Source organism: Colwellia sp. SU-HH00943, from assembly GCF_057546125.1.
Window position 1 is genome coordinate 427,484 of sequence record NZ_BAAJLW010000001.1, and the last position, 23,364, is coordinate 450,847.

The 23,364-nt window shown below is 38.6% G+C and carries 21 protein-coding genes; 1 reads left to right on the forward strand and 20 read right to left on the reverse strand.

Going from position 1 to position 23,364, the window contains the following annotated elements; all coding sequences use genetic code 11:
• Positions 1-9 precede the first annotated feature (9 nt).
• The 10 genes from AC27GZ_RS01815 to AC27GZ_RS01860 all read right to left on the reverse strand — a co-directional run bounded on the left by AC27GZ_RS01815 (position 10) and on the right by AC27GZ_RS01860 (position 10,084).
• Positions 10-522: a hypothetical protein gene (locus tag AC27GZ_RS01815; protein ID WP_487093167.1), complete on the reverse strand. Its 513-nt coding sequence runs from the start codon at positions 520-522 to the stop codon at positions 10-12.
• A 68-nt stretch (positions 523-590) separates the two neighbouring features.
• A complete protein-coding gene (locus tag AC27GZ_RS01820) occupies positions 591-1,826 on the reverse strand; it encodes a type II secretion system F family protein (RefSeq protein ID WP_487093168.1) in 1,236 nt (411 codons plus the stop codon).
• A 4-nt stretch (positions 1,827-1,830) separates the two neighbouring features.
• A complete protein-coding gene (locus AC27GZ_RS01825) occupies positions 1,831-3,543 on the reverse strand; it encodes a GspE/PulE family protein (protein WP_487093169.1) in 1,713 nt (570 codons plus the stop codon).
• Between the two features lie 5 nt (positions 3,544-3,548).
• The gene (locus tag AC27GZ_RS01830; RefSeq protein WP_487093170.1) at positions 3,549-4,793 is read right to left on the reverse strand and encodes a tetratricopeptide repeat protein; all 1,245 of its coding nucleotides are present in this window, start codon (positions 4,791-4,793) and stop codon (positions 3,549-3,551) included.
• Positions 4,790-5,725 (reverse strand): ExeA family protein, encoded by a 936-nt coding sequence (locus tag AC27GZ_RS01835; RefSeq protein ID WP_487093171.1) that lies wholly within the window; start codon positions 5,723-5,725, stop codon positions 4,790-4,792. Before AC27GZ_RS01835 ends, AC27GZ_RS01830 begins: the two co-directional genes overlap by 4 nt.
• A gap of 36 nt (positions 5,726-5,761) precedes the next feature.
• The gene (gene mshL / locus AC27GZ_RS01840; protein ID WP_487093172.1) at positions 5,762-7,447 is read right to left on the reverse strand and encodes a pilus (MSHA type) biogenesis protein MshL; all 1,686 of its coding nucleotides are present in this window, start codon (positions 7,445-7,447) and stop codon (positions 5,762-5,764) included.
• 35 nt (positions 7,448-7,482) lie between these two features.
• Positions 7,483-7,827, reverse strand: a complete 345-nt coding sequence (locus AC27GZ_RS01845) for a hypothetical protein (RefSeq protein ID WP_487093173.1) — start codon at positions 7,825-7,827, stop codon at positions 7,483-7,485.
• Positions 7,820-8,506, reverse strand: coding sequence for a type II secretion system protein GspM (gspM, locus tag AC27GZ_RS01850; protein ID WP_487093174.1), 687 nt, complete (start codon positions 8,504-8,506; stop codon positions 7,820-7,822). The genes AC27GZ_RS01845 and gspM overlap by 8 nt, the downstream gene beginning before the upstream one ends.
• Positions 8,503-9,120, reverse strand: coding sequence for a PilN domain-containing protein (locus AC27GZ_RS01855; protein ID WP_487093175.1), 618 nt, complete (start codon positions 9,118-9,120; stop codon positions 8,503-8,505). The genes gspM and AC27GZ_RS01855 overlap by 4 nt, the downstream gene beginning before the upstream one ends.
• Positions 9,110-10,084, reverse strand: coding sequence for a hypothetical protein (locus AC27GZ_RS01860; protein WP_487093176.1), 975 nt, complete (start codon positions 10,082-10,084; stop codon positions 9,110-9,112). Before AC27GZ_RS01860 ends, AC27GZ_RS01855 begins: the two co-directional genes overlap by 11 nt.
• A 156-nt stretch (positions 10,085-10,240) precedes the next feature.
• On the opposite strand from AC27GZ_RS01860, the gene AC27GZ_RS01865 reads away from it, so the two are divergent.
• Positions 10,241-11,194 (forward strand): 1-aminocyclopropane-1-carboxylate deaminase/D-cysteine desulfhydrase, encoded by a 954-nt coding sequence (locus AC27GZ_RS01865; protein ID WP_487093177.1) that lies wholly within the window; start codon positions 10,241-10,243, stop codon positions 11,192-11,194.
• Between the two features lie 86 nt (positions 11,195-11,280).
• Here the strand turns inward: AC27GZ_RS01865 and rplI are convergent, their stop codons facing one another.
• From rplI to AC27GZ_RS01915, 10 genes are all read right to left on the reverse strand, one after another.
• Positions 11,281-11,733: a 50S ribosomal protein L9 gene (gene rplI / locus AC27GZ_RS01870; protein ID WP_487093178.1), complete on the reverse strand. Its 453-nt coding sequence runs from the start codon at positions 11,731-11,733 to the stop codon at positions 11,281-11,283.
• 18 nt (positions 11,734-11,751) lie between these two features.
• Positions 11,752-11,979: a 30S ribosomal protein S18 gene (rpsR, locus tag AC27GZ_RS01875; RefSeq protein ID WP_011041278.1), complete on the reverse strand. Its 228-nt coding sequence runs from the start codon at positions 11,977-11,979 to the stop codon at positions 11,752-11,754.
• 57 nt (positions 11,980-12,036) lie between these two features.
• Positions 12,037-12,375 (reverse strand): primosomal replication protein N, encoded by a 339-nt coding sequence (priB, locus tag AC27GZ_RS01880; RefSeq protein ID WP_487093180.1) that lies wholly within the window; start codon positions 12,373-12,375, stop codon positions 12,037-12,039.
• A gap of 7 nt (positions 12,376-12,382) precedes the next feature.
• Positions 12,383-12,787 (reverse strand): 30S ribosomal protein S6, encoded by a 405-nt coding sequence (gene rpsF, locus AC27GZ_RS01885; protein WP_487093181.1) that lies wholly within the window; start codon positions 12,785-12,787, stop codon positions 12,383-12,385.
• Positions 12,788-13,032: 245 nt separating this feature from the next.
• Positions 13,033-14,202, reverse strand: a complete 1,170-nt coding sequence (locus AC27GZ_RS01890; protein WP_487093182.1) for a phosphoglycerate dehydrogenase — start codon at positions 14,200-14,202, stop codon at positions 13,033-13,035.
• A 130-nt stretch (positions 14,203-14,332) separates the two neighbouring features.
• On the reverse strand, positions 14,333-15,448 hold the full coding sequence (locus AC27GZ_RS01895; RefSeq protein WP_487093183.1) for a phosphoserine transaminase: 1,116 nt from the start codon (positions 15,446-15,448) through the stop codon (positions 14,333-14,335).
• Positions 15,449-15,860: 412 nt separating this feature from the next.
• Positions 15,861-18,947, reverse strand: coding sequence for an efflux RND transporter permease subunit (locus AC27GZ_RS01900; protein ID WP_487093184.1), 3,087 nt, complete (start codon positions 18,945-18,947; stop codon positions 15,861-15,863).
• Positions 18,947-20,224, reverse strand: coding sequence for an efflux RND transporter periplasmic adaptor subunit (locus tag AC27GZ_RS01905; protein ID WP_487093185.1), 1,278 nt, complete (start codon positions 20,222-20,224; stop codon positions 18,947-18,949). The genes AC27GZ_RS01900 and AC27GZ_RS01905 overlap by 1 nt, the downstream gene beginning before the upstream one ends.
• Positions 20,225-20,233: 9 nt before the next feature.
• A complete protein-coding gene (locus AC27GZ_RS01910) occupies positions 20,234-21,643 on the reverse strand; it encodes a TolC family protein (RefSeq protein WP_487093186.1) in 1,410 nt (469 codons plus the stop codon).
• Positions 21,644-21,865: 222 nt separating this feature from the next.
• Positions 21,866-23,152 (reverse strand): DUF945 family protein, encoded by a 1,287-nt coding sequence (locus AC27GZ_RS01915; protein ID WP_487093187.1) that lies wholly within the window; start codon positions 23,150-23,152, stop codon positions 21,866-21,868.
• Positions 23,153-23,364: the final 212 nt, after the last annotated feature.

Consider the following 23,364-nt stretch of genomic DNA (forward strand, 5'->3'; position numbering starts at 1 on the left):
AAATTATATTTATTTTGCATTATTGGCTGTTATTACTGCGCCAACCTTGCCGTTAAAACGGTTATAATCAAAATATGTACCGCTAGGCAATATATAACGGCAAACTGAACTCCCCTCACTTTCTACTTGTTCTGCATTATTACGTACTTCAATAGCAACAATGTTTTGCTTCATAAAACTTAAAGGTGTTTCCATCACCAACTGCCAAATATGCTCACAATGTTGTGATATTTTATTGCTGTCAATCCAACCTTTTTGATTGACAGTTACAGCCTGTATCTCAGCATTATTTAAAGCGGCTAACATCACAACACTTGGCTGTTTATCCATTAACCACTGAGCATGTACAGCTGAAACCTTAGTAGTAAAGCTTTGTGATAAGGTCTTAAAACCTGTATCACTAAATTGTGCTTCTTGTTTAATGTAATAGTTAATAAACACACTCATAAACACACCAACAAGCACAATAATGACCATAAATTCAGCTAATGATTTTTCATTTTTTTCACTGTTGGTTGTCACTTAGCGTTCCCTTTGCCTCTCAAAGTTTACTACCCAATACTTTATTGAACAAAACTCACCCATGAATTTTATTTGCCCTGCATAGCGGAGGCCATATCCCACATCGGCGTAAATATACCAAGTGCTAATACGAGTACCATAACAGCGACTACCACTAAAAGTATGGGTTCAATACGCGCTGTTAAAGTCGATAAATCATAATCCACTTCTCGCTCGTAATAATCACCGACTTCTTTTAAGAGTTCATCAACGCGCCCAGTCTCCTCACCTACCGCAATCATTTGTATTACAAGTGGAGTAAACAAGGTACTTGTCATCGCTGAACGCAACAAGCTTTCACCGCTTTCAATGGCTTGTCGCATGGCGATGATTTTTTCTTTCATAAAACTATTATCCACGGCATCAGCAACTAAGGTTAAACCTGTGGTCATCGGAACACCCGCTTTTAAGATAATACCAAAGCTATGTGAAAACCTAGCTAAAATAGAGCGTTCTATAATACTCCCAATAATGGGTAATTTAATTTTCTGTTTGTCCCACTGATAAAGACCTTTTTCAGTTTTAAGTGCATGCCTAAAGGCAAAATACCCCACCACGATGATCAATAACATATAAGGCCAGAAATTAAGGAAAAAATTAGAGCTGGCAATTAAAAACTTAGTCATTATCGGCAAGTCTGCCCCTAATTTCGCAAACATATTCGCGAAGGTTGGGATAACAAATATATTCAAAATAACCAAAGCAGAAAAAATAGCAACCAACACCATTGTAGGGTAGCGCAACGCGGTTTTAATGCGTTTTCTAGTAGCCTGCTCTCGTTCTAGGTAGGTGGTGAGCTTTAAAAAAGACTCTTCTAATTGTCCGGTGTTTTCGCCTACGTGAATCAGTGAAACGAATAAAGAGTTGAAAATTTTAGGGTGTTGATTCAAGGCTGAAGAAAGGGTATAGCCACCTTCTAGTTGTGTGCCTATTTCACCTAATGCTTTTCTTAACGATGTTGAAGTACTCGATTCAGCCATACCGTTAATGGCTCGTAAAATTGGCACCCCTGAGCGCATTAAGGCATACATTTGTCTGGAAAATATAATTAATTCATCAAGAGAGACATGTGTGACGCCAAATAATTCTCGAATATCCTTGCTAGCAGGGCTCTCACTTTCTTTATCAGCGCTTGCAGTTATAGAAATAGGTGTAATACTGCTTCGCTGTAATTGTTCAGCAACCGCAGAAGTATTAATAGCTTCCATAGCACCTTTCACTTGAGTGCCACTACTGTTACGACCTACATAGTTAAATGATGCCATAGCGTTAACTCACATCTACTGTTTCAACTAAGCGCAAGACTTCTTCAACCGTAGTCACCCCTGCTTTAGCATAATCAAAAGCAGCCTTAGCTAATGGGGTAAAACTCGGATTTTCTTTTGACAGTTGGGTAAACGCTTCACTGTCATCACGTTTTAATGCTGCCATCATAGGCTCATTCATTTCAAGTAATTCAAACACACCAATTCGCCCTTTGTAGCCAGTGTATTGGCAGGTTTGACAACCTTTACCTTGAACAAATTTAGTGCTTGCTGCTTGCTCGCCAGCAAGATTAGTTAACCATAACAATTCTTGGGCATCAGGCGTATATTCTTCCATGCATGACTCACACACTCGGCGCACTAGACGCTGTGCAATGATGGCACGTAACGAGCTTCCCACTAAAAACCCAGCCGCGCCCATATCAATTAAACGCAGCGCACTTGTTATCGCATCGTTGGTATGTAATGTTGATAATACTAAGTGACCCGTTAAGGCGCCTCGCAAACCTATTTCAACAGTCTCCTGATCACGCATCTCACCCACCATCATGATATCGGGATCTTGGCGAAGTGCAGTACGTAGTACGGTGGAGAAGGTTAGGTCAATTTTCGGGTTAACTTGTACTTGGTTTATTCGCTCAATGCGATATTCCACCGGATCTTCTACTGTGATAATTTTTTTACTGGCCTGATTTAGTTCACTTAAAGCCGCATATAACGTGGTGGTTTTACCGCTACCTGTTGGGCCTGTTACTAGCACCATACCATGAGGGCGAGTAATTTGATGTCGAACACGCTTGATCAGATCGTCTGGCATACCTGTTTGATCAAACGACAACAAACCTGCTGACTGATCAAGTAAACGCATTACTACCGATTCACCGTGTTGTACTGGCATAGTTGACATACGAACATCAATGCTATGACCTGATATTTGTATATTAAAACGGCCATCTTGAGGAATACGCTTTTCAGAAATATCTAGGCCTGCCATCAGCTTTAAACGTAACACCATGGCTGAAGCAATTTTATTTTCTTTTAAAATATTTTCTTGCAGAACACCATCAATACGTTGGCGAATACGCAATTGGTTTTCATCTGGTTCAATATGAATATCAGATGCGCGCATTTGCACTGCATCTTCAAAAACTGATTGTAATAACTTACCTACGGTTGCATCACCCGTTTCATCAACAAACGAGGTTGATAAATCAAAGCTTGAAGATTGCTCATATTCTTCTTCAAGCTGGCTTGCAAAGGATTCAATATCAGCTGTTCGACGGTATAAACTATCAAAGGCCTCAAATAGTTGTGAGTCCATGACCACGGCTAAATCAATGCGTTTAGGAGCAAGAATTTTCTCTAATTGGTCAATGGCATTTAAGTCAGCAGGATCACTCATGCCAAGCAGTACCGAATCACCCCTGTCTTCAATAAGCAAAGCACGTAAACGTCTAGCGTGTACTTCAGGTACTAAATTAGCAATTTCTGTCGGTATGCGTCGCTGACTAATATCTAAAAAAGGTAAGCCAAGTTGTTGAGCCAAAAACTCTAATAACTGCCGCTCTGATAGATAACTCAGTTCAATTAAGGTATCACCTAATTTTCTGCCAGTTGTTTTTTGACTGTTTAGCGCTTGCATTAATTGTTCATTGGTAATGATATGCTCATGAACAAGCAAATCACCTAACCGCATTTTTAATTTAGGGGCTGCCATGGTAATTATTCTCCTAACGCTTGCATGCGCTGCTCTGCAAACTCAGCTGATGCTTTTGATAAATCCTGTTTACTTAACGCCGCCGCATAAGATTGCTGAGCTAAGTCAAACTGACTATTTTTGTCATACGTGATAGCTAAACCCAAATGCCATTTACCGCTATATGGCTGCATAGAAATCAATACTTTATATGCTGAGACAGCACTCGGGTAGGCTTCTATTTGCTGAGCGACATTGGCCAACATCACTTGATACTCTTGCTGCTTTAAATCAGGTAACGCTTTTAAGGTTTGATATGCGCCTTTATGCTGACCTTGTTGTATTTGTATTCTTGCTTTTAATAAACGTAAATCTCCGTCATTAGGCGCTAAGGCAATACCTTGTGACAACAAGTTTATTGCTTGCTGATAGGACTGACGACCAAACCATAGTGCCGCAAGTTTCTGTCGAGCATGTTTGTTTGTTGGCTCAAGGATCAGTACATCTTCAAACAAGGTTTCTGCTTTAGCTATCTGATTAGTATTAACGGCCTTTTCAGCTTTATCTAGTTTTTGTTGTGCTAATTCTTTTGAGCTTAATTGGCGACGAGAGACAGTCATTTGGCTAACATTATCCGCTTTATTTGCGTTCATTGTTTGCTCATTAGCATTCGACAGTGTTGTTGCAGAGGCTTGAGGTGTTTCAGATGTTTGTGATGCAACAGAGGCTACTGATTGTTTGCTTGATTTTAGCTCAGGCTGATTTCTATCAAGCGGAGTTGTTACTTTTTTCTCAACGCTCTTTTCATTACCCTGAGCTGTTTTAGTTAAAGTTTCTGTCTTGATTATTGCCTTTGGTTCAAGTGAAGTTTGGCTAAGATTAGGTCGCGGTTGAACATCAGCTGTGTTTTTTACTGGTAGTTGAATTTCTTGAGCTTTAACTTCTTGTACTTTTGCTTCTTGTACTTTTGCTTCTTGTACTTTGACTTCTTGTGGCTTTACTTCCTGTGCTTGGGTTTCTTGTTGTTTACTGGCTTGAAGTTTTTTCGTTAGACGAATATTTTCTTGCTCGGTTAACTCACCCTGAGCAACCCGGGAGTTTAAATCCCAAATATAAAATCCTAATACATTGATACAAAGCAAGACGATAACAGAGATAATAACAACTTTTGTCGTTGATGTTTTTTGAACAACAGGTATCGCACTAGGAGCTTGGCCAGCTTCTGGTGTCCTTTCCTCTAAATCTTTAAGCATTTGGTTAATAACACTCATAAACTTAAACCTGAAAAGTTAATACCTAATACATAAGTCAAAACAACATAGCTCATTAAAATCATCAATACACCTAGTGCAACACGTAGGTAGTTATTACTTAAAACACTAAAGTGATTCGCTATAACGCCCTCGGTATCTTTGATTGCCGCAAGCAATGCTTGCTTAGTCATTTGATAATGCCCTTGTCCATAAGTTAGCATCAGCATTTTATGACAAAGAATATTAACTAATCGCGGTGTACCATGTGTCACTTTAGTTATTTTTTTGCAAATACTTGGCGAAAATAATGCTGCACCCTTATATCCTGCCACTTGTAACCTATATTGAATATATTGCTCAACTTCTTGGTTATTCATGGATCGCAATTGGTATGAGAAAGTAATTCGTTGGCGTAACTGTCTAAACTCAGTTTCTGCTAAACGTTCATCTAACTCAGGTTGAGCGAACAATACCACTTGCAGCAATTTTCGTGTTTCAGTTTCTAAATTAGTAAATAAGCGTAATGCTTCTAAACTTTCAGCAGGCAAAGCTTGCGCTTCATCAAGAATAAGTACGACAGAATGTCCTTTGCCATGCAACTCTAATAGCTTTTGCTGTATGCGCTGGGTAAGTAACTGCACAGACATTCTCTGCGCTTGTTTAACTCCCAACTCAATAGCTACTGCCCGTCTTAACTCGTCTGGACTTAAGTAAGGGTTAGGGATATAGGCGGTCACAAAATGCTCTGGAATATCATTGAGCAACTTTCGACATAATAATGTTTTGCCCGTTCCTACTTCCCCAACAACTTTAATAAAACCTTCACCCGTTTTTAATGCTGTCATTAGTACAGCTAGCGCCTCATTATGAGGTGCTAGTGGTAAGTAAAAGTTAGTGTTTGGCGTTAACGTAAAAGGTAGTTCTGTTAAGCCAAAGTGGTACAAGTACATAATTTATGGGCTGTCTCAATGACTTTACTTTGCTTGTTATTGTTCAGTAGATTCTTCATCTTCTTCAGGGAACCATTTCTTCAATAATGCACGAGCATCTTGAAGTTGAGATTTCCAAGTGTCTTGACCTATCACTACAGGTTTTAACAAAATAACTAATTCACGTTTTTGAGTTGTTTCACTTTTACTTTTGAACAACTCTCCCATAAATGGAATATCACCTAACAGAGGCGTTTTTGATTCTTGATCTATGGTATATGTTTCTATTAACCCGCCAATAACCACTATTTCACCTGATTTTGCGCGAATAATAGTGTCTGACTCTCGAACTCGGCTTTGTGCAAGCGGTAAAATTAATTCTTCAGAGCCAATCTGAATATTTTTGTTTTGCTCTTCTGTAATCGTAACCGAAGGATGAACATGTAAAATAACATCACCGTCTTTATCAATTTGCGGCGTTACATCCAAAGCAATACCTGAGAAAAATGGCGTTAATTCAACTTCAGGCGTTGTAGTCGTTGATGTACCTGTAGTGGTGGTACTAGATACTTCTGTAACAAAGTATTCATCTTCACCAACTTTTATAATAGCTTTTTGATTATTAGTCGCCGTGATTCTTGGGCTTGATAATACCTGCACATTACCTTGAGTTTGTAACAAGCTAATCACACCACTAAAGTCTGGTCCTGAAAAACTCAATGAGGTTGTGCCGCCAATATTTGATGAAATTACATTACCAGCAATACTTCCTGTGGTTTCGAAAGTAAAATCTGTATCACCCAGACTACCTAAAACCTGATCCCAATGTACACCTTGTTGGTAATCATCATTTAAGGTGACTTCCATGATTTTTGCTTCAATAATCACTTGGCGATGTAAGTGGGTTTCCGTGTCTTGAATAAAGTTTTTAACGGCTGTTATTTCTGCCGGTAAACCGCGAACCGTAACTAAACCTGCTTGTGGAGAAATAATAACTGAGCGACCACCTTCAGTACCTACAAAGGCCGTTAATGTTTCTTTCAGCTCTTTCCAAAAATCAGATTCATTCTCAGTGTAAAGGTTGATACCAGAGCTATTTTGATCGTTTTGATTGTTACTGTTGTTATTATTGTTGCGATTACTATTACGACTATTATTGCTGTTATTACTATTGTTGCTGCTATTGTTACTATTAGGGTCGTTCTCTGAGACACCACCAGAGTTGATACTGGTACTAGAGCTACCAAAACGTTTTAAGAATAAGTAGTTTAAAGCAAAGGTTTCAGTGCGAATTCCCGCAGGATATACCTGAATAATATTGCCGTTCACACGAATATCATAGCCATAAATATCTTGTACAACATCAAGTGCTTCGATGAGCGTTACATCGGCTAAGCTTAATGAAATACTACCAGCAACCTCAGGATGAATAGCGACACTATAGGCTGATCCTTTAACCAGTGCGGTGAAAAAATCTTTCGCGTCAACTGAAGTAGCGGATACTTCAAGCCTTTTTTCACTTAGCATGCCTTGTTTAGCTTGTGCCATATTTTCTTGCATAAGCTCTTTTTGCACTGAATTAGGGATTTGAGTTAATGGCTTCGGGGCACTGAGTTTACGTGTTTCGTCAATCGCCGAATCGAGACTATCTTTCATCTCGCTAGGCTGGTTTGGTACTGTTTGACAACCAGCTAAAGTGAATAGCAAGCTTGATAAAGCTATTTTCAATGTTGAATATTTCATAGGTTTTTTCATTATTTTCATTATTTGCTACCGCATTACTTTACGACGTTAACGACATTCTCTTTAAAGATATAGAGCTTCAGGCGTTGTGTGTCACTTCGCAATACAACACTTTGATCGTTTACTGCTGTTAATCTATATTCACCAATAGTGTCATTAGGCTTTAACACTTTGCCGTTGATCACTACGGTATGTATACCATCACCATGAATAATGGACTCTAACACGAGCTTTTTTTCTGCTGCTACTTGTGAATGTTGGCCGCTATGACCAAAAGGGCCAGTAGGATCAACTTGTTTAGCAGTGACAACCGTTGAAAATAGCGCAGTCATAAAGAACAATACCGCTATCAAAAACATAGTTTGAGTTACTTTAAACACCAATAAACTCCTTATTAGTACTTAAACTATAAATAATTATTTCTAATTCACTGTTTGGGTATTGAGTGAGTTTAAAATTAAAATCTTGCCAGAAAAACTTCCAAGGTAATTGTTCAAGCTGCTTTAGGTAATTCTGCAACTCAAAATAGCCACCTGATAATTTAAGTTTTATGCCATGACGATATAAATTTTGCCCAGTACTCTTTTGTTGTTGAACGTTAATGGACTTATCTTCACTTTGGCTTTTTAATGTCAGTAAAGGCTCGACTGCAAGTAATTCAAAAGAAAGTAGTGACACGCCTTTTTCGAACTGCAATAAGTCAATTAAGGCATGGCGCATTTGTACTGGGTTAATAAGCTCTGACGTTAACGTCAGTAATTTAGCATCCACTTTTTCAAGCTTGGTTTCAAATTGCGCTATTTTTTGTTTTATCGCTTCATTCGGATCAGTTTTAAGCGCGCTTTCTATTTCAGCAATCGACACTTGCATTGAACGGTTATTGGTATTTAATCGCTCAATTTGACGACTAGCTTTTTCATTTGCTATCAATATTGGGTCAATAAACAAATGGAAAATAATAAAAAATATTGCCACTAAACCCGTCGCTAAAATTAGGTATTGTTCACGCGTAGTTATTTGTAAATACTTTTCACAGTATGCTTGCCATTGCTTATTCATGGTAATAGCTCCTGTGACTTCTTGGAGCTAACCATAAATTCAGTAATATTATGCTCATTTTCAGATAATTTAAATTGTTCAAACGCCTTACCCGATAATAACTGTGAGTTTTCAAAGCCCGCTAACCATGCTGGAACAGCCTCAGGTGTCAACGCCAAGCCGCTAAAAGTCATTTGCTCTGTACTCAGATGAATAGCTTGCAAACGAATATCTTTTCGATGCATTTTCGAAAGCTCTTTCATTGCAGCAGCAAAACCGGCGACATAGGTTTGATTAGGATCAGTCAACTTAGCATGCAAGGCTTGTTTATTAATCATCAATAGTTTGAGGGTATCTAGACGCTCTGCTAGCTCACTGTTTACTTTGCGATTATTTAATTCACTGGTTAACGTTTCAAGCTGTCTTGTTTGTTGCTTATTTTCTTGCTGAACTCGTTTTAATTTCGCTGTTAAGTTTTGCTGAGTGTAATCACTGGCCATAACCCAGGCTACCATAAGAAAAAATACCACACCCCATACTGCCAACACACGAGGCAGGGTTAATAACACCTTTTCAGGTAACAGCTCTGGCTGTAATAAATTGATATGAAATTTGCTTGGCTGATTAACTGACATGACTTAACTCCTGCCCTTGCAATTGTGCTATTTCTTCATGTCGAGTTTGAAATAAAGTAGCACCGATTGCTGCACCATAACCCCGTTGTTGCTGATAAGCTTCAGGTAATGCTAATAACGAAACAGGGACAGGGGTAATTTCAGCTAATTTACGCGCAAAATAACTCTCCAATTCCATCGGCAATAATACTTGAATTTGCTTGATTGGCGCTTGCTTTAATTGGCGTTCAAAATAATCAGAAGAGCGCTGTATTTCTAACGCCAAGGTATCAACCAGGGTCATGGCTAATTCATCTTCGTTCTTTGAAGCAATCTGACTAAAGCCACGTAAACGGCGATAAAAGTAAAGCTGACCTTGTTTAATAATCAGAATAACTACTTCTTCATTTGGCTGCTGACAAACCAGCATACATGCATCATTTTGAACGGGTAGCAAATTAGCAAAAGCAAACTCTTCAGTAACAATACTAGCGACTTCCGAATCGGTTTGATTAATAGCTGCGACAATGTTTTTCAATTCTTTTAAAGGCGCACAAACCACGTGAATCTTTTCTTTACCACCTGATAATATTGGACCATCAAAATAGTCTAACACCATATTTTCAGGTGGTATGGTAACTAAATCTTTTACTTGCCATTTCAATGCTGAAACAATCTCATTTTCAGGTACATTAGGCTTATCCACTTGCACAATTTGTGATTGTTGGGCATTTAATACCAGGTGACATTGCCCAGATAAACTGTTCGCTATTTTCGGTGATGAAATCCCCTTTGCATAATCAGATAAAGACACCTGGGTTTGATGAAACAGTTCGTTCGATGAATCTGTATTTTCATCTGCTGCTAATATTTGATTATGAGGAGCCAAACAAACAGAGAGAGACTCTTGTTGCAAGGCAATACCACATACTTGGTTTGATTGCTGCTTAGAAAATAACTTTCTTATCTGTGTGATTAAAGACATTGATTAGTGCTATATTATTGTTATATAAAAATGCATAAAAAACATTTAATAGAAGTACTTGTAACATTATCCTTTATTCACCTTAAGCTGCAAGCATTTTTACTTATTTTTAACCTTTTAGCTACTTACTGTGGCTATATTTGCCTGTTAAGACTCATGAGTAACCTTTCACAATTACAAACATTAGCTCATCCATTATTTGAGCGACACAAAATTCACGTTTATGTTAAACGAGATGATGCTATTCATCCGATAATTTCAGGTAATAAATGGCGAAAACTTGAAGGTAATTTAACGCACTTTAAACAGCAACCCACAATACAGGGTGCATTAACATTTGGTGGTAGCTTTTCAAATCATGTTCATGCTTTCGCTTTTGCCTGCAATCAACAAAACATTCCTTGCGTTGGCATTATCAGAGGAGAAACTGAATACGCCAATAACTATACTCTCAGTTGGGCTCGTCATTGGGGAATGAAGCTACATTTTGTAGATAGAAAAACTTATCGCCGCCGCCATGACGCAGACTATCTAGCGCAATTACAGCAACAATATCCTAATTACTTTTTTATTCCTGAAGGTGGCAGCAACACCTTCGCTATTTCTGGCGTTGCGACAATTATGCAAGAATTAAAAAACCAAGTAGAGTTTGATACTTTAATTACGCCTGTCGGCAGTGGCGGCACCTTAGCCGGTTTAATAGCAGGTGATCATACCTACTGTAAAGAGGAGCATAACCTTTTAGGTATTGCCGTATTAAAAAATGCTCAATATCTCAAAGAGCACGTTGAAACATTACTACCTAGCAATGGTCAGCCACATAAAAGCTGGAAAATACTTCATGACTATCATGGTGGCGGTTACGCAAAATTTTCGGATCAAGATGTTGAAAGAATTCTGACGTTTAATCGAATAACTGGTGTAAATTTTGAGCCCGTTTATTCCGGAAAAATGGTGCTTGCACTACTAGATTTAATTGAGCAAGGCTACTTTAACGCGGGTGAGCGTATTGTCTTACTACACACCGGAGGTATGCAAGGACTTGGAGGTTTGATTGAGCGAGGGCTTTTAGCTGCAAAAGATTGGCCTCTTCCCACAGTACTCGACTAATAAATTTACACAAAAAAAACACCGTAACCTCAACGAGGGTACGGTGTTTTTATTTATTCAATAACAAAGCTGCAATAGCAAAGTAATTAAGCTTCAGCGATTACATTCACTTTGATACTTGTATCAACATCAGTGTGTAAGTGAATAGCGATTTCAAATTCGCCAGTTTCACGAATAGCACCTAATGGTAAACGTACTTCAGCTTTAGTAATTTCAACGCCAGCTTCAGTGATCGCATCAGCGATATCACGAGTACCAATTGAACCGAATAGCTTACCTTCGTCACCCGCTTTTGATGCGATAGTAACTTCAGCTAATTCAACAACTTTAGCCGCACGAGCTTCAGCACTTGCTAATTCATCAGCTAATTTAGCTTCTAATTCAGCACGACGTGCTTCAAAGTGCTCAACGTTAGCTGCTGATGCAAAAACTGCTTTACCTTGTGGTAATAAGTAGTTACGTGCATAACCTGATTTAACAGATACCTTGTCACCAAGGCCGCCTAATTTGGCGATTTTATCTAGAAGAATTACTTCCATTATAAACCCCTTTTAAGCTTACTTGTGTAAGTCAGTGTATGGTAACAATGACAAGTAACGAGCGCGTTTGATCGCACGAGTTAATTGACGTTGATATTTAGCAGCAGTACCAGTGATACGGCTAGGAACAATTTTACCACTTTCAGTGATATAGTTTTTTAAAGTTGCAATATCTTTATAATCGATAGATGTTGCGCCTTCCGCTGTGAAGCGGCAAAACTTACGACGTCTAAAAAAACGAGACATAATATTCTCCGAATTTGGTTTTATTACTCAACGTATTACGTTTAGAGAAATAAAACACTAATTAATCATTTCTATCTGTTGGGCATGTAATACCAATAATGGGTTACCATTTTTTGATTCGTGACGGTTAATAAAACCAATCACTTTTACATATTGTCCAACAACTAATTCACGAGTTAAGTGTGATAATTCACCTGTAGCAACAACTTGTATCCTGACAAAAGCTTGTCTATTCATGCCAGCTTCATTTTGTATAGACTTATGATCTATTGAAAACTGACTGTGAACGATACCTGCTGGGCTACTTGACTGCTTTGGAGGTTTTACCACAGCACCTGTCAATAGTAGACAATTCTCTGGTAAGGAACCTTGTAAAGCGCCTTGCGAGTCAATCACAGATTACTTATTCTTCGCTAGCAGCTTCTTCAGATACTTCTTCAGTAGCTTCTGGCTCAGCAGCAACCTCTTTCTTAGCTTCGCGACGGTCATCTTTAGCAGCAGCCATAGGCGATGCTTCAGTTACCGCGTCTTTAGTGCGCATGATCATGTTACGAATAACAACATCGTTATAACGGAAAGAAGTTTCAAGTTCATCAATAACTGACTGTGGCGCTTCAATGTTCATAAGAACATAGTGTGCTTTGTGTAGTTTATTGATTGGGTATGCTAATTGACGACGACCCCAGTCTTCTAGACGGTGGATTTTGCCTTCAGCAGCATTGATCAAGTCGGTGTAGCGCTGGATCATACCAGACACTTGTTCACTCTGATCAGGGTGAACCATAAATACGATTTCGTAATGACGCATTACGAGCTCCTTATGGGTTGTAGCCTCATTATCTGGCTCAGCCGACACCAGTTGAAGCAAGGAACAAAAAAGTTCAGGCTGAATTAAGGACGCGTATTGTAGGGAAATTAGTCAGTTAATGCAAGCTAATTTATTATGGTGGATTTAGGCTGAAAGAGTTAAAAATGATGGTGGAATAAAAACGTTAGGGCTACAAATAAAGCAGCCCTTTTTAAGATGTGTTCAACTAGTTAATTCAATTACCGTTAAACACTTCTCACATGAAAGACATGCTCAACCGTAGATATTTTTTCTAACAAGCTATCTGTCGGCTCTTGCTCAATATCTAAAATAGTATAAGCAATTTCATCTCGGCTTTTATTGACCATATCTAATACATTAATATTTAAATCAGCCAGTAAATTTAACACGGTTCCCAGCACTTTCGGCACATTATCGTTTGCAAACGTGACACGATAACCTGTGGTTCTTTCCATCGACACCGCAGGGAAATTAACTGAATTGACAATATTACCATTATCTAAAAAGTCGATCAGTTGATTAGCGCCCATTACAGCACAGTTTTCTTCCGCTTCAACGGTACTCGCTCCTAGGTGAGGAAATAAAATAGCCTTGTCATGCTTGATCAAGTTTTCACTTGGGAAATCGGCAATATAACGAGTTAGTTTTCCAGAGTCTAACGCTGCAATCACAGCACTTTCATCAACTAACTCACCACGCGCTAAATTAATCAGCTGAGCGCCATCTTTAATTGCTGAAAATGCTTCCTCATTCATAAAACCTTGTGTCGCTGGCACTACAGGTACATGTAGCGTTACAAAGTCAGAGCGAGCTAATAACGAATTTAAATTACCTGCACGCGTTACTTTTGAAGAAAGTTGCCATGCAGCTTCAACACTCAACTTAGGATCATAACCAATAACATTCATACCTAGGTTAAGTGCTAAGTTCGCAATTTTAGCCCCGATAGCCCCTAATCCAACAACACCTAATGTTTTTCCTTCAAGCTCACTACCGCCGTATTGCTTTTTACCTGCTTCGACTTTTTTATGTAACTCTGCTGGATCCTTTTCTGTTACTAGCGAGTCAACATAATTCATACTTTGTGTAATACCACGAGAGCCTAGTAGCAAGCTCGCCAATACAAGCTCTTTTACTGCATTTGCATTAGCGCCTGGGGTATTAAAAACCACCACACCTTGCGGGGTGTAATCACTCACGGGAATATTGTTCACTCCTGCCCCTGCACGGGCTATTGCTAATACAGAGCTAGGTAATACTTCGTTATGTAATTTATGACTGCGTAGTAAAATCGCATCAGGGTTTTCAGAAGCTGCTGAAACTTCATAGCTATCTTGTGGAAATTTATTTAAGCCTTTGTCAGCAATATTGTTATAAGTTCTTATCTTTTTCATGAGCTCTCTTCATTATTATTGTTTTAAATTTTCTCTCGCCTGGTAAGCGAAGTTTTTAACACTTATTGTTAGTAACTCTTTCTATAAGTAACACTATGAGCAAAGAAGAGCCCATAGTGTGCACTTAAAATTAGGCTGTTGCTTGTTGATATGCCCACGTTAGCCAAGGTAACAAGGCAACAACATCTGCTTTTTCAACCGTAGCACCACACCAAATACGTAAGCCAGATGGCGCATCTTTATAGGCACCAATATCAAAAGCAACTTTCTCATCAGCTAATAATTTAATCATGGTTTTGATTTGTTCATCACTGGCTTTTAATTGGAAGCAAACACTGGTGTTTGAACATATTTCTGCGCTTTGGGCGAGAAAATCAATCCAGTCATTTTGTGCAACATACTCAGCAAGCACTTGTAAGTTACTTTCACTTTTTTCAATTGCTGCAGGTAAGCCACCAATAGTGTCTATCCAGTTAAGGGCATCAAGATAGTCTTCAACACATAAAAGTGATGGTGTATTAATAGTCGCGCCTTTAAAAATCCCCTCGATTAATTTGCCTTTATTGGTTAAACGGAAAACTTTCGGTAATGGCCATGCAGGCGTATAAGATTCAAGACGTTCAACGGCTCTAGGGCTAAGTATAAGCATGCCATGACCACCTTCTCCGCCTAGTACTTTCTGCCAACTAAAAGTAGCAACATCAATTTTTTGCCAATCAATTTTCATGGCAAAAACGGCGCTTGTTGCATCGCACAAGGTTAAACCTGTACGCTCATCGCTGATCCAGTCGGCATTATCAACTTTCACGCCTGAGGTGGTACCGTTCCATGTGAAAATTACGTCATGATCCGGGTTAGCTTGTGAAAAATCGGGTAATTGTCCATAGTCTGCTATAAAAGTACGAGCATCTTGCAATTGTAGTTGCTTAGTCACATCAGATGCCCAGCCTGAGCCAAATGATTCCCATGCAAAAACGTCTACAGGACGTTGTCCTAAAAGCGACCACATTGCCATCTCCATCGCACCTGTATCAGAGCCAGGCACAATACCTACTTTATAGCCTTGTGGTAAATCTAATAAACGAATCGTTTCATCAATGGCTTTTTTTAAACGTTCTTTACCAATGCTACTACGGTGAGAACGACCTAAGCTGTCGGTGTTTAAGGCACTAAGTTGGTAGTTTGGGCGTTTAGTGCAAGGGCCTGAAGAAAAATTAGGGTTTTGCGGTTTAACAGTAGGTTTCATTAATATTCCTTAGTCGCTTTAATTCTAGTGAGCGTCTTTATTATTTAATCTGAGCTAGCAAAATACAGTGCAGATTATTTATTTAATTTCTGACCAAATAGTGCCTTAATTTCATACAGCGCTCAATAGATCAGGATCAACAATTACGGTTATCGACAAATAGTTATGGTCTAAAAAAGAATTTTATTGCATAAGTACAATAGTAAAGAAAGGCATCTAAATGAATGAAAATAAAGGTTATACCCTCTATTTATTGCAAAAAAAAACAATCGCATAATCATGCACAGAGGTAATACTAGCTTGTGATTCATACTTTTAAATTGTAAATAAAAAAACGACTAGTTAACTACTTAACTAGTCGTTTTTTGTACTTCAATGAGGAGTTAATCGAGGTTTAGTTTAAAAAGACGTATTATCGTGCAAACACACCTTTAACACGTTCAACCAATAAGTAATTTACCGGTACCAAAATTAAGGTAATAAGCGTCGCAAAAATAATACCAAAACCTAAAGAAACAGCCATCGGGATTAAAAATTGTGCTTGTGTAGACTTTTCAAACAATAAAGGCATTAAACCAATGAAGGTTGTTAAGCTAGTGAGCATTACTGGCCTAAATCGAGCGGCTCCGGCAATCAGTACCGCATGCATCACATCATTATTTTCTAGACGTTTTTTATTGATAAAATCAACCAATACTAATGAATCATTAACCACAACCCCTATCAAAGCCAACATACCTAATAAACTCATGATAGTGAGCTCCATGCCCATCACCCAATGTCCCATAACCGCACCTATCAAGCCAAATGGAATGACACTCATCACAATAATAGGCTGTAAATAAGACTTAAAGGGAATCGCTAACAGCGCATAAATGATAAAAAACACAAAAACTAATGCCCAAGCAAGTGAGCCAAACGATTCTCGCTGCTCTTTAGCCTCCCCTTCGAGAGAGTGTTTTACACCTGGGTATTGGCTCACTAATTCATCTAAATATTCTTTCAACTCGGCTTGTAACACTGTCATGTTTGTATTGGATTTTTCCACATCCGCTGTGACATTCACGGTGCGATATAAATCTATACGATGAATAGTGGCGGGACTTTGATCAGGTATTAAAGTTGCTACATGAGATAACGGCACATTACCGCCCTGTGGCGTAGTAATTAAAATACTTTCTAAATCAGCCACTGAACTGCGCTCAGCTTTAGGTAAACGAACCATCACCCTGACATCGTCTCGACCACGTTGAATACGTTGTACTTCGGTACCAAAAAAAGCACTACGCACCTGTCTAGAAATATCTATACGCGTCAATCCTAGCGCTTTACCTTGCTTGGTCAGCTCAATGCTTAACTCTTCTTTACCATCAGATAAACTATCGGCAATTTCAAAAACAGTAGGATATGTATGTAACCGCTCTTTCACCTTATCAGCCACCTCTTGTAGGGTCACTAATGATGTGGCACTTAGCTGTACATTAATGGGATCTGATGATCGGCCAATCTCAGCGCGATAGGTGACACTTTCAGCGCCAGGAATAACACCGATCATTTGTCGCCACTCACTCACTAATTGTCGAGAGGTAATATCTGACTCTCTTTCCTCTGCTGGCGTAATTTCAAAACGCACACTACCAGAATGTGAAACACCACCACGACCACCGGTTGAGGCAAGAATATTCAAAATAACACTTTCGCCTGTTTCGCTATCTCGGTACTTATTTTGTAACTCTTCAGCCTTGTCTGCCATGTTTACCAAAAAGCCATTAGTCACTTCAAACGGCGTGCCAACTGGCATAGTAATACTAGCTCTTACCGTTTCACTTGGTATACGAGGAAAGAAAATAAACTTAGTCCAGCCACTCATAATAAGTGAAACAATAACAATAAAAATACTGATAAATAAACTTAACGTCGCCAACTTTTGTTTTAATGCGAGCTCAAGTAAAGGTTGATAATAACGTAAAACTACGCGTTCAAAGCCATCAGCAAAACCTTGTTGAAATTTCTCAAACTTACTTGGTGCTGATTTTTCATGTCGTAATTTTATATTTTTCAAGTGAGAAGGTAATACGAACTTTGACTCTATTAATGAAAATAGCAATACAGGAATAACAACATAAGGAATTTGCGCAAATAAAGGCCCACGCCCACCTTCCATAAAAGCGAGCGGAATAAATGCGGCAACAGTCGTTAAAATACCAAAGGTCACAGGTGTCGCTACTTCTTGCGTGCCAGTAATTGCAGCATGTAAACCTGATTCAGCTTTTTGCAAGTGGGTGTAAATATTTTCGCCAGTCACAATCGCATCATCGACCACGATTCCCAGCACTAATATAAAAGCAAAAAGGCTCATAATGTTTAAAGTTATATCCATAACCGGCATAAAAATAAATGCCCCCATGAATGAAACTGGAATACCAATACATACCCATAATGCAATAGAGGGTCGTAAAAACAATGATAACAAGGCAAAAACTAAGATTAACCCTTGTATGGCATTAGTTGTTAAAGTTGAAATACGCCCTTTGACAATTTGCGAATCGTCATCCCAATAACTAAGTTCATAACCATAAGGTAGGTTATCTTGCCTTTCTTCAATATAATTTTTAACTTTATCCGCGACATCAATAGCGCTTTGTTGACCAATACGAAACACGTCAATAAAAGCGGCATTTTTACCATTGAAACGTACTCGAATAGGCGTTTCTTCAAAGTCATCATTAATAATCGCGATATCATTTAAGGTGAGTAATGAGCCATCAGCATTAGTTTTTATCGCTATACCTGCAAACTGATCTTTATAATATGCTTGCCCTTTTGAGCGAATAAGAATATCGCCGCCTTGTGCTTTGATATTACCTGCAGAAACATCACTACTTGAGTTGGCAATAGCTGAGGAAATGTCACTAATATTCAAGCCATATTGACGCAATTTTTCTTGTGGAATTTCAATAGCAATTTCATAGTCACGCACGCCAGCTAACTCAAGCTGAGTCACGCCAGGAATTTGTAATAAATCATCACGTACTTGTTCTGCAAATTCACGAATTTCTTTTTCGCTATAAATACTGGAAACAGTCACAGCAATTACATCACGCTTACGTTCAGCTAGAGCAACAATAGGTTTTTCAGCTTCAACAGGGAAGGTATTGATAGCATCAACCCTAGATTTAATATCGGCTAATAGCTCTCTGGCGTCATAAGAAGATTCAATATCAATACCAACTGATGCAGACCCCTCTGATGAACGGGAAGTTATTTGTTCAATACCTTCTAAATCTTGCACAGCTTCTTCAATACGAATAGCAACACCCTGTTCGACATCTTCAGGTGTTGCGCCACGTAGAGAAACATTGACTGTCACTCTATCCATAGCAATTGTAGGAAACACTTCTAGCGGTATTCGCGTTGAAAGACTAAATAGTCCCAAAAAAAGGATGCTGACCATTAACAGGTTAGCAGCAACGTGATTACGAGCAAACCAAGCAATCATTAGTTAGCCCTCGAGTGATTTGCTGAATTTTCAGGCTTACCTGCCCTTACTTTTTCCTTACCATTTTGATTATTTCGAGGTTTGCTCCCTTGCTCTGATTTATCGCCTACCAGTTTAACAGGGGTACCCGAGCTTACTTGCCCTAACGGTGTTAACACTAAATGCTCACCAAAGTTTAAGCCTGAGGTGATAATAGCGTCTTTACTGTTTTGCCAGCGAATTTCAATATTTTTCCGCTTTAATATTTTTTTATCACCAACTTGTTCTACAACATAGACGTAACTGCCTTGATAGATAGCGGTATTAGGAATAACAAGTGCTTGCTCTAATGTACGACCAATAATTTCAGCATTGACATATTGACCAATTTTAATGGGTGCCATGTTATTTTCTTGAACATCATAAGGATCATCTATTTGTGCCACTATGTATAGCTGTTGAGAGTTTTCATCAATAGCACCTTCTGTACGTACAATGCGTCCACGCCAGTGCTGACTACCGATAAGGTCTGACGTAAAGTTAACTACTGAACCAAGGGTTTGCTGATCTGAATGGCGAAATTGCTCAGGTAGAACCATAAAGCTTAAATCTTTATTATTAATAGGCAGTCGAATTTCCACATAATCAATGGCAAAAATATCGGCTAGTTGTGAGTTATTAACCACCACACGACCAAGATCTACATGTTTCTTTAAAATTCGACCGGCATAAGGGGCAACCACTTTAGTACGCTCTAACAATAGCTGTGCTTTTTCTAAATTGGCCTGCGCTGATAGTACTTGTGCTTCAGCAGCCGCAAGTTGAGGTTTTCTAAGCACTAAATCATTCGGCTCAGCGCCATTACCTAAACGCTGCCAATCAATCAAGGCTTGCTTAGCGCGTGCTCTTTCTTCCATTAAGACTTGCTTCGCTGACAACAAATTTGATTGGCTAATCTTCACTTCCGCGCGATGGTCCCTATCATCAAGAGTTAGTAAAACATCGCCTTTTTCAAAAAATCCGCCATCTCTAAATTGATCATTAATCGTGTTTATTTCACCTGAAACTTGTGCAACTAACACACTTTGCGTTCGCGGTTGTACAGTACCAAAACTATCAAGAACTACAGGGTAACTTTGCGGTTTAAGCGTTAAAGTTTCGACACTAATTTGCGCTAAAGACGGCCCGCCACTACGTGTACTCTTAGGCGGGTTACTAATAATAAATTCCACCAAAAGCCACGCCATAGCTAATATCGCTACAGGCACTAAGACTTTTTTAAGGTTGACTGCTTTCATTGAATTACTTTAGTCCTTATCTTGATTTTCTTGCTCTGAAAACGCTTCAGACGGCTCTGAAAAGCTTCCACCAAGGGCAATGTGAAGATTTATTCGGTTATTAATTAGCTGTTTTTTAATTTCAATAACAGCGCTTTGCGCATCGTAAGAGCGACTTTGTGCATCCAGTACCGTTGTATAATCCACTAAGCCACTTTGATATTGCTCAAAAGAAAGCGTTTGCGCTGCAATGGCATTTTCTTTTGCGGTTACCATCATGTAATAACGCTCTTTAAGACTCGCCTCATAGGTAACCGCATTTTCAACATCAGCAAAAGCATCGTAAAGTGTTGATAAATATGATTGCTCGGTTTGCTTAAGTAATAAGCGTGATTTTTCTTCATTTGCTTTTAATTTCCCGGCATTAAATAGCGGCATAGCGATATTACCTATTAACGACCAACCCAGAGTTGATGAAGATAACAAGTCTGAAATGTCTTGTTGATCATCACTCAATGTCGCGGTAATGCTTACACTTGGGAAACGCTGTTTATGTGCATATGCTAATGCAGAATCTGTTGACAATAGCTGATACCAACTCGCTAATAATTCAGGCTTTCTTGAAATCAAATCGCTAGGTAAACCTAAAGGAATTTCTGAGCTTAATAGTGGTAAGTTGGCTTCAACAAACAGTTTACCTTCAGGGTATTGCCCTATTAATTGCTCAAGTTCACGAATAGCGAGGGTTTTAGTGGCTTGTTGTAACGATGTACGCGATAGCTCATTACTTACTTCGTTTCGGGTAAGATAAACATCAAGGGCGCTATTTAAGCCTTGCTGGTAACCCGCTTCAATGATCAATAAATTTTGTTGAGTGTTTTTACTGCGTTGTTGATAAAGCTCAAGAAGTTTATTCGCTTCGATTACGTTAAACCACGCTTTAATTACATCGGCAACTAGTTGCTGCCTTGCTTGTTCAAAAACCGCTTGTTGTGCCATTAGCTCCAGATTAGCTTGACGCTCAGCATCAGAAAGTTTTCCCCATAAATCAAGTTCATACTGTAAATTTAAATTTAAACCAGCATTATTACCATAAGTTACAGAGCTATCATCTGATACGTTTTTTATGCGACTACCAGAAGCAGAGATATCTAAAGATGGCCATAAAGCACTGCCAGCTATGATTAACTCCTGCTTTTTAATATCAATCGCAAAAGCTTGCTGCTTTAATTCAAAGTTATGATTAAGCGCTAAGTCAACGAGTTGTTTAATTTGTGTGCTTTCAAGTTGATCGAACCAATTTTCATTAACGGGATCCGTTAACAGATCGTTAGACCACTGCGTTGGAGCGTGTGATTTTTGCAGGGCTTCATCTATCTCATGGGTACTACTACAAGAGAAAAGCAAAAAAGAAAGCACTGCAATTGGTAGGAATTTCAAATTTTTCACTAAAAAATTACATAAAATAGTTTATAAGTATCCTGACATTATAATTCGACTTAAAATATAAATCCCATGGAATTTACACAACTTTACAGTAGATAAATTCCATGGGACTTGTCAGAAGCTCTATTGCAGTAATATTTTTTAGCGTTTGTAAGTCCTCAATACATTAAAGCTCGAGGACTTACTTAAGGCCTTAACTTAAAGGCTCTACCAAAGTTACTGTAATGGGATCACAATACCATTAACATCTAATTGGCCTTGAGAAAACTTCGCTTTAAAGCTTAGCTCTTGATCTTCTTTAATGAGTAAACCTTGCTCTACATAGGCGTCCACCATAGGGGATAAGCCAAGTTTAGCAAGAAAAGCATAAGGCGCTTTACCATTTGCATCTGCGGCTAATGCCGCCATGGCAGACATTAGGTTATTTACATCAAAGATGTTTTTATCCAGAGTCACTTCCATCGCTGATTCAATTTTACCTTCAGGGGTTTCGACACTTAAATCTTCAATGGATAATGTTGGATCGTTTTCTAGTAGTGTAGTCAATAAAGGCGATAGCTTTTCCATCTCTTGTTGGGATAATAGCTCTTCTCCATCAGGAGAAATGTTTGCAAAAATCATGTTTATTTCTTGCATCGCTTTAACATCTAGCTTGTCGAAAACTACTTTAAAGTTAGCATTTTTTAGATGTTGCCCTGCTGTTTTCATCTCACCGGCACCATAACTAACATCAATTTTCATGAGATTATTTTCAAGTGATACTAGCGCAGCAATGACAATATTTTGAATTGATACGGATTCATTACCCATAGCGTCACTGCTATTAATTGCCGACATTGTTAAATTAAAGTCACCAGTAGATATGGCATTGCCTTGGTAATAATCACCGGCGATAATGGTTTGGTCTAAATCAAACTTCATCTCACCAATAGTAAACTTTTCTTCACTCGTGTTAGCAGTTAATCCTCCCCAGCTAAATTCCCCATAAGCGCGGGTTTCATTTTCTAGCACAAACTCACCTTGTGCTTTAGCTGAGTGAATTGAATTACCGTCGACTTCTTTGTTGATTTCATCGACAACTATGGTGGTAACAACATCTTTTGAAAAGGTTAATAACCCCGTTAAGTGAATTTTATCATTAATAAAGTCACTCATTTCTTCATCCAATAAGAGTTCATCAAAAATAATATTCATTTGTGAATAACTCAAAGCAAACTCAATGCCACCGTCTGTAAATATAACAGGGCCAAACGATAGGTTGTCTTCAACAGCGAGTGTGATATCACCGATTTCGTCATCATGGAGCAAAACTGCCATTTCAATTGTTGCTTTGCCGCCAAACCAAGTGCGGCTAAAAGTAGACGATTTAATTTCTAAGGCAGGGTTTTGAGCTAACTTATCTAGTGCGACTTGGTATTCTTTTTCTACAACACCACCAATAAATTTTGGCGCTATTAAAACGGCAATAACAATAGCAATAATAAATAGGGTAATTTTTTTCACGGGTTCCGATCCTTGTATTTGTCCATAGACTTATTATTTTAACCTGAGGTTTGCATAAGAAATTGTGCAACGCCTATTAAATCAAACGCTTAGGGTTGTTTGACATTTCTAGTGAGGAATTTTTGCTGTATTCAAGGCAAATTTTCGCGTCAATAGCTGGTCTATTGCAGGTAAATTTAACGAAGAAGACAGAAAAAATAACCGCTTGAAAC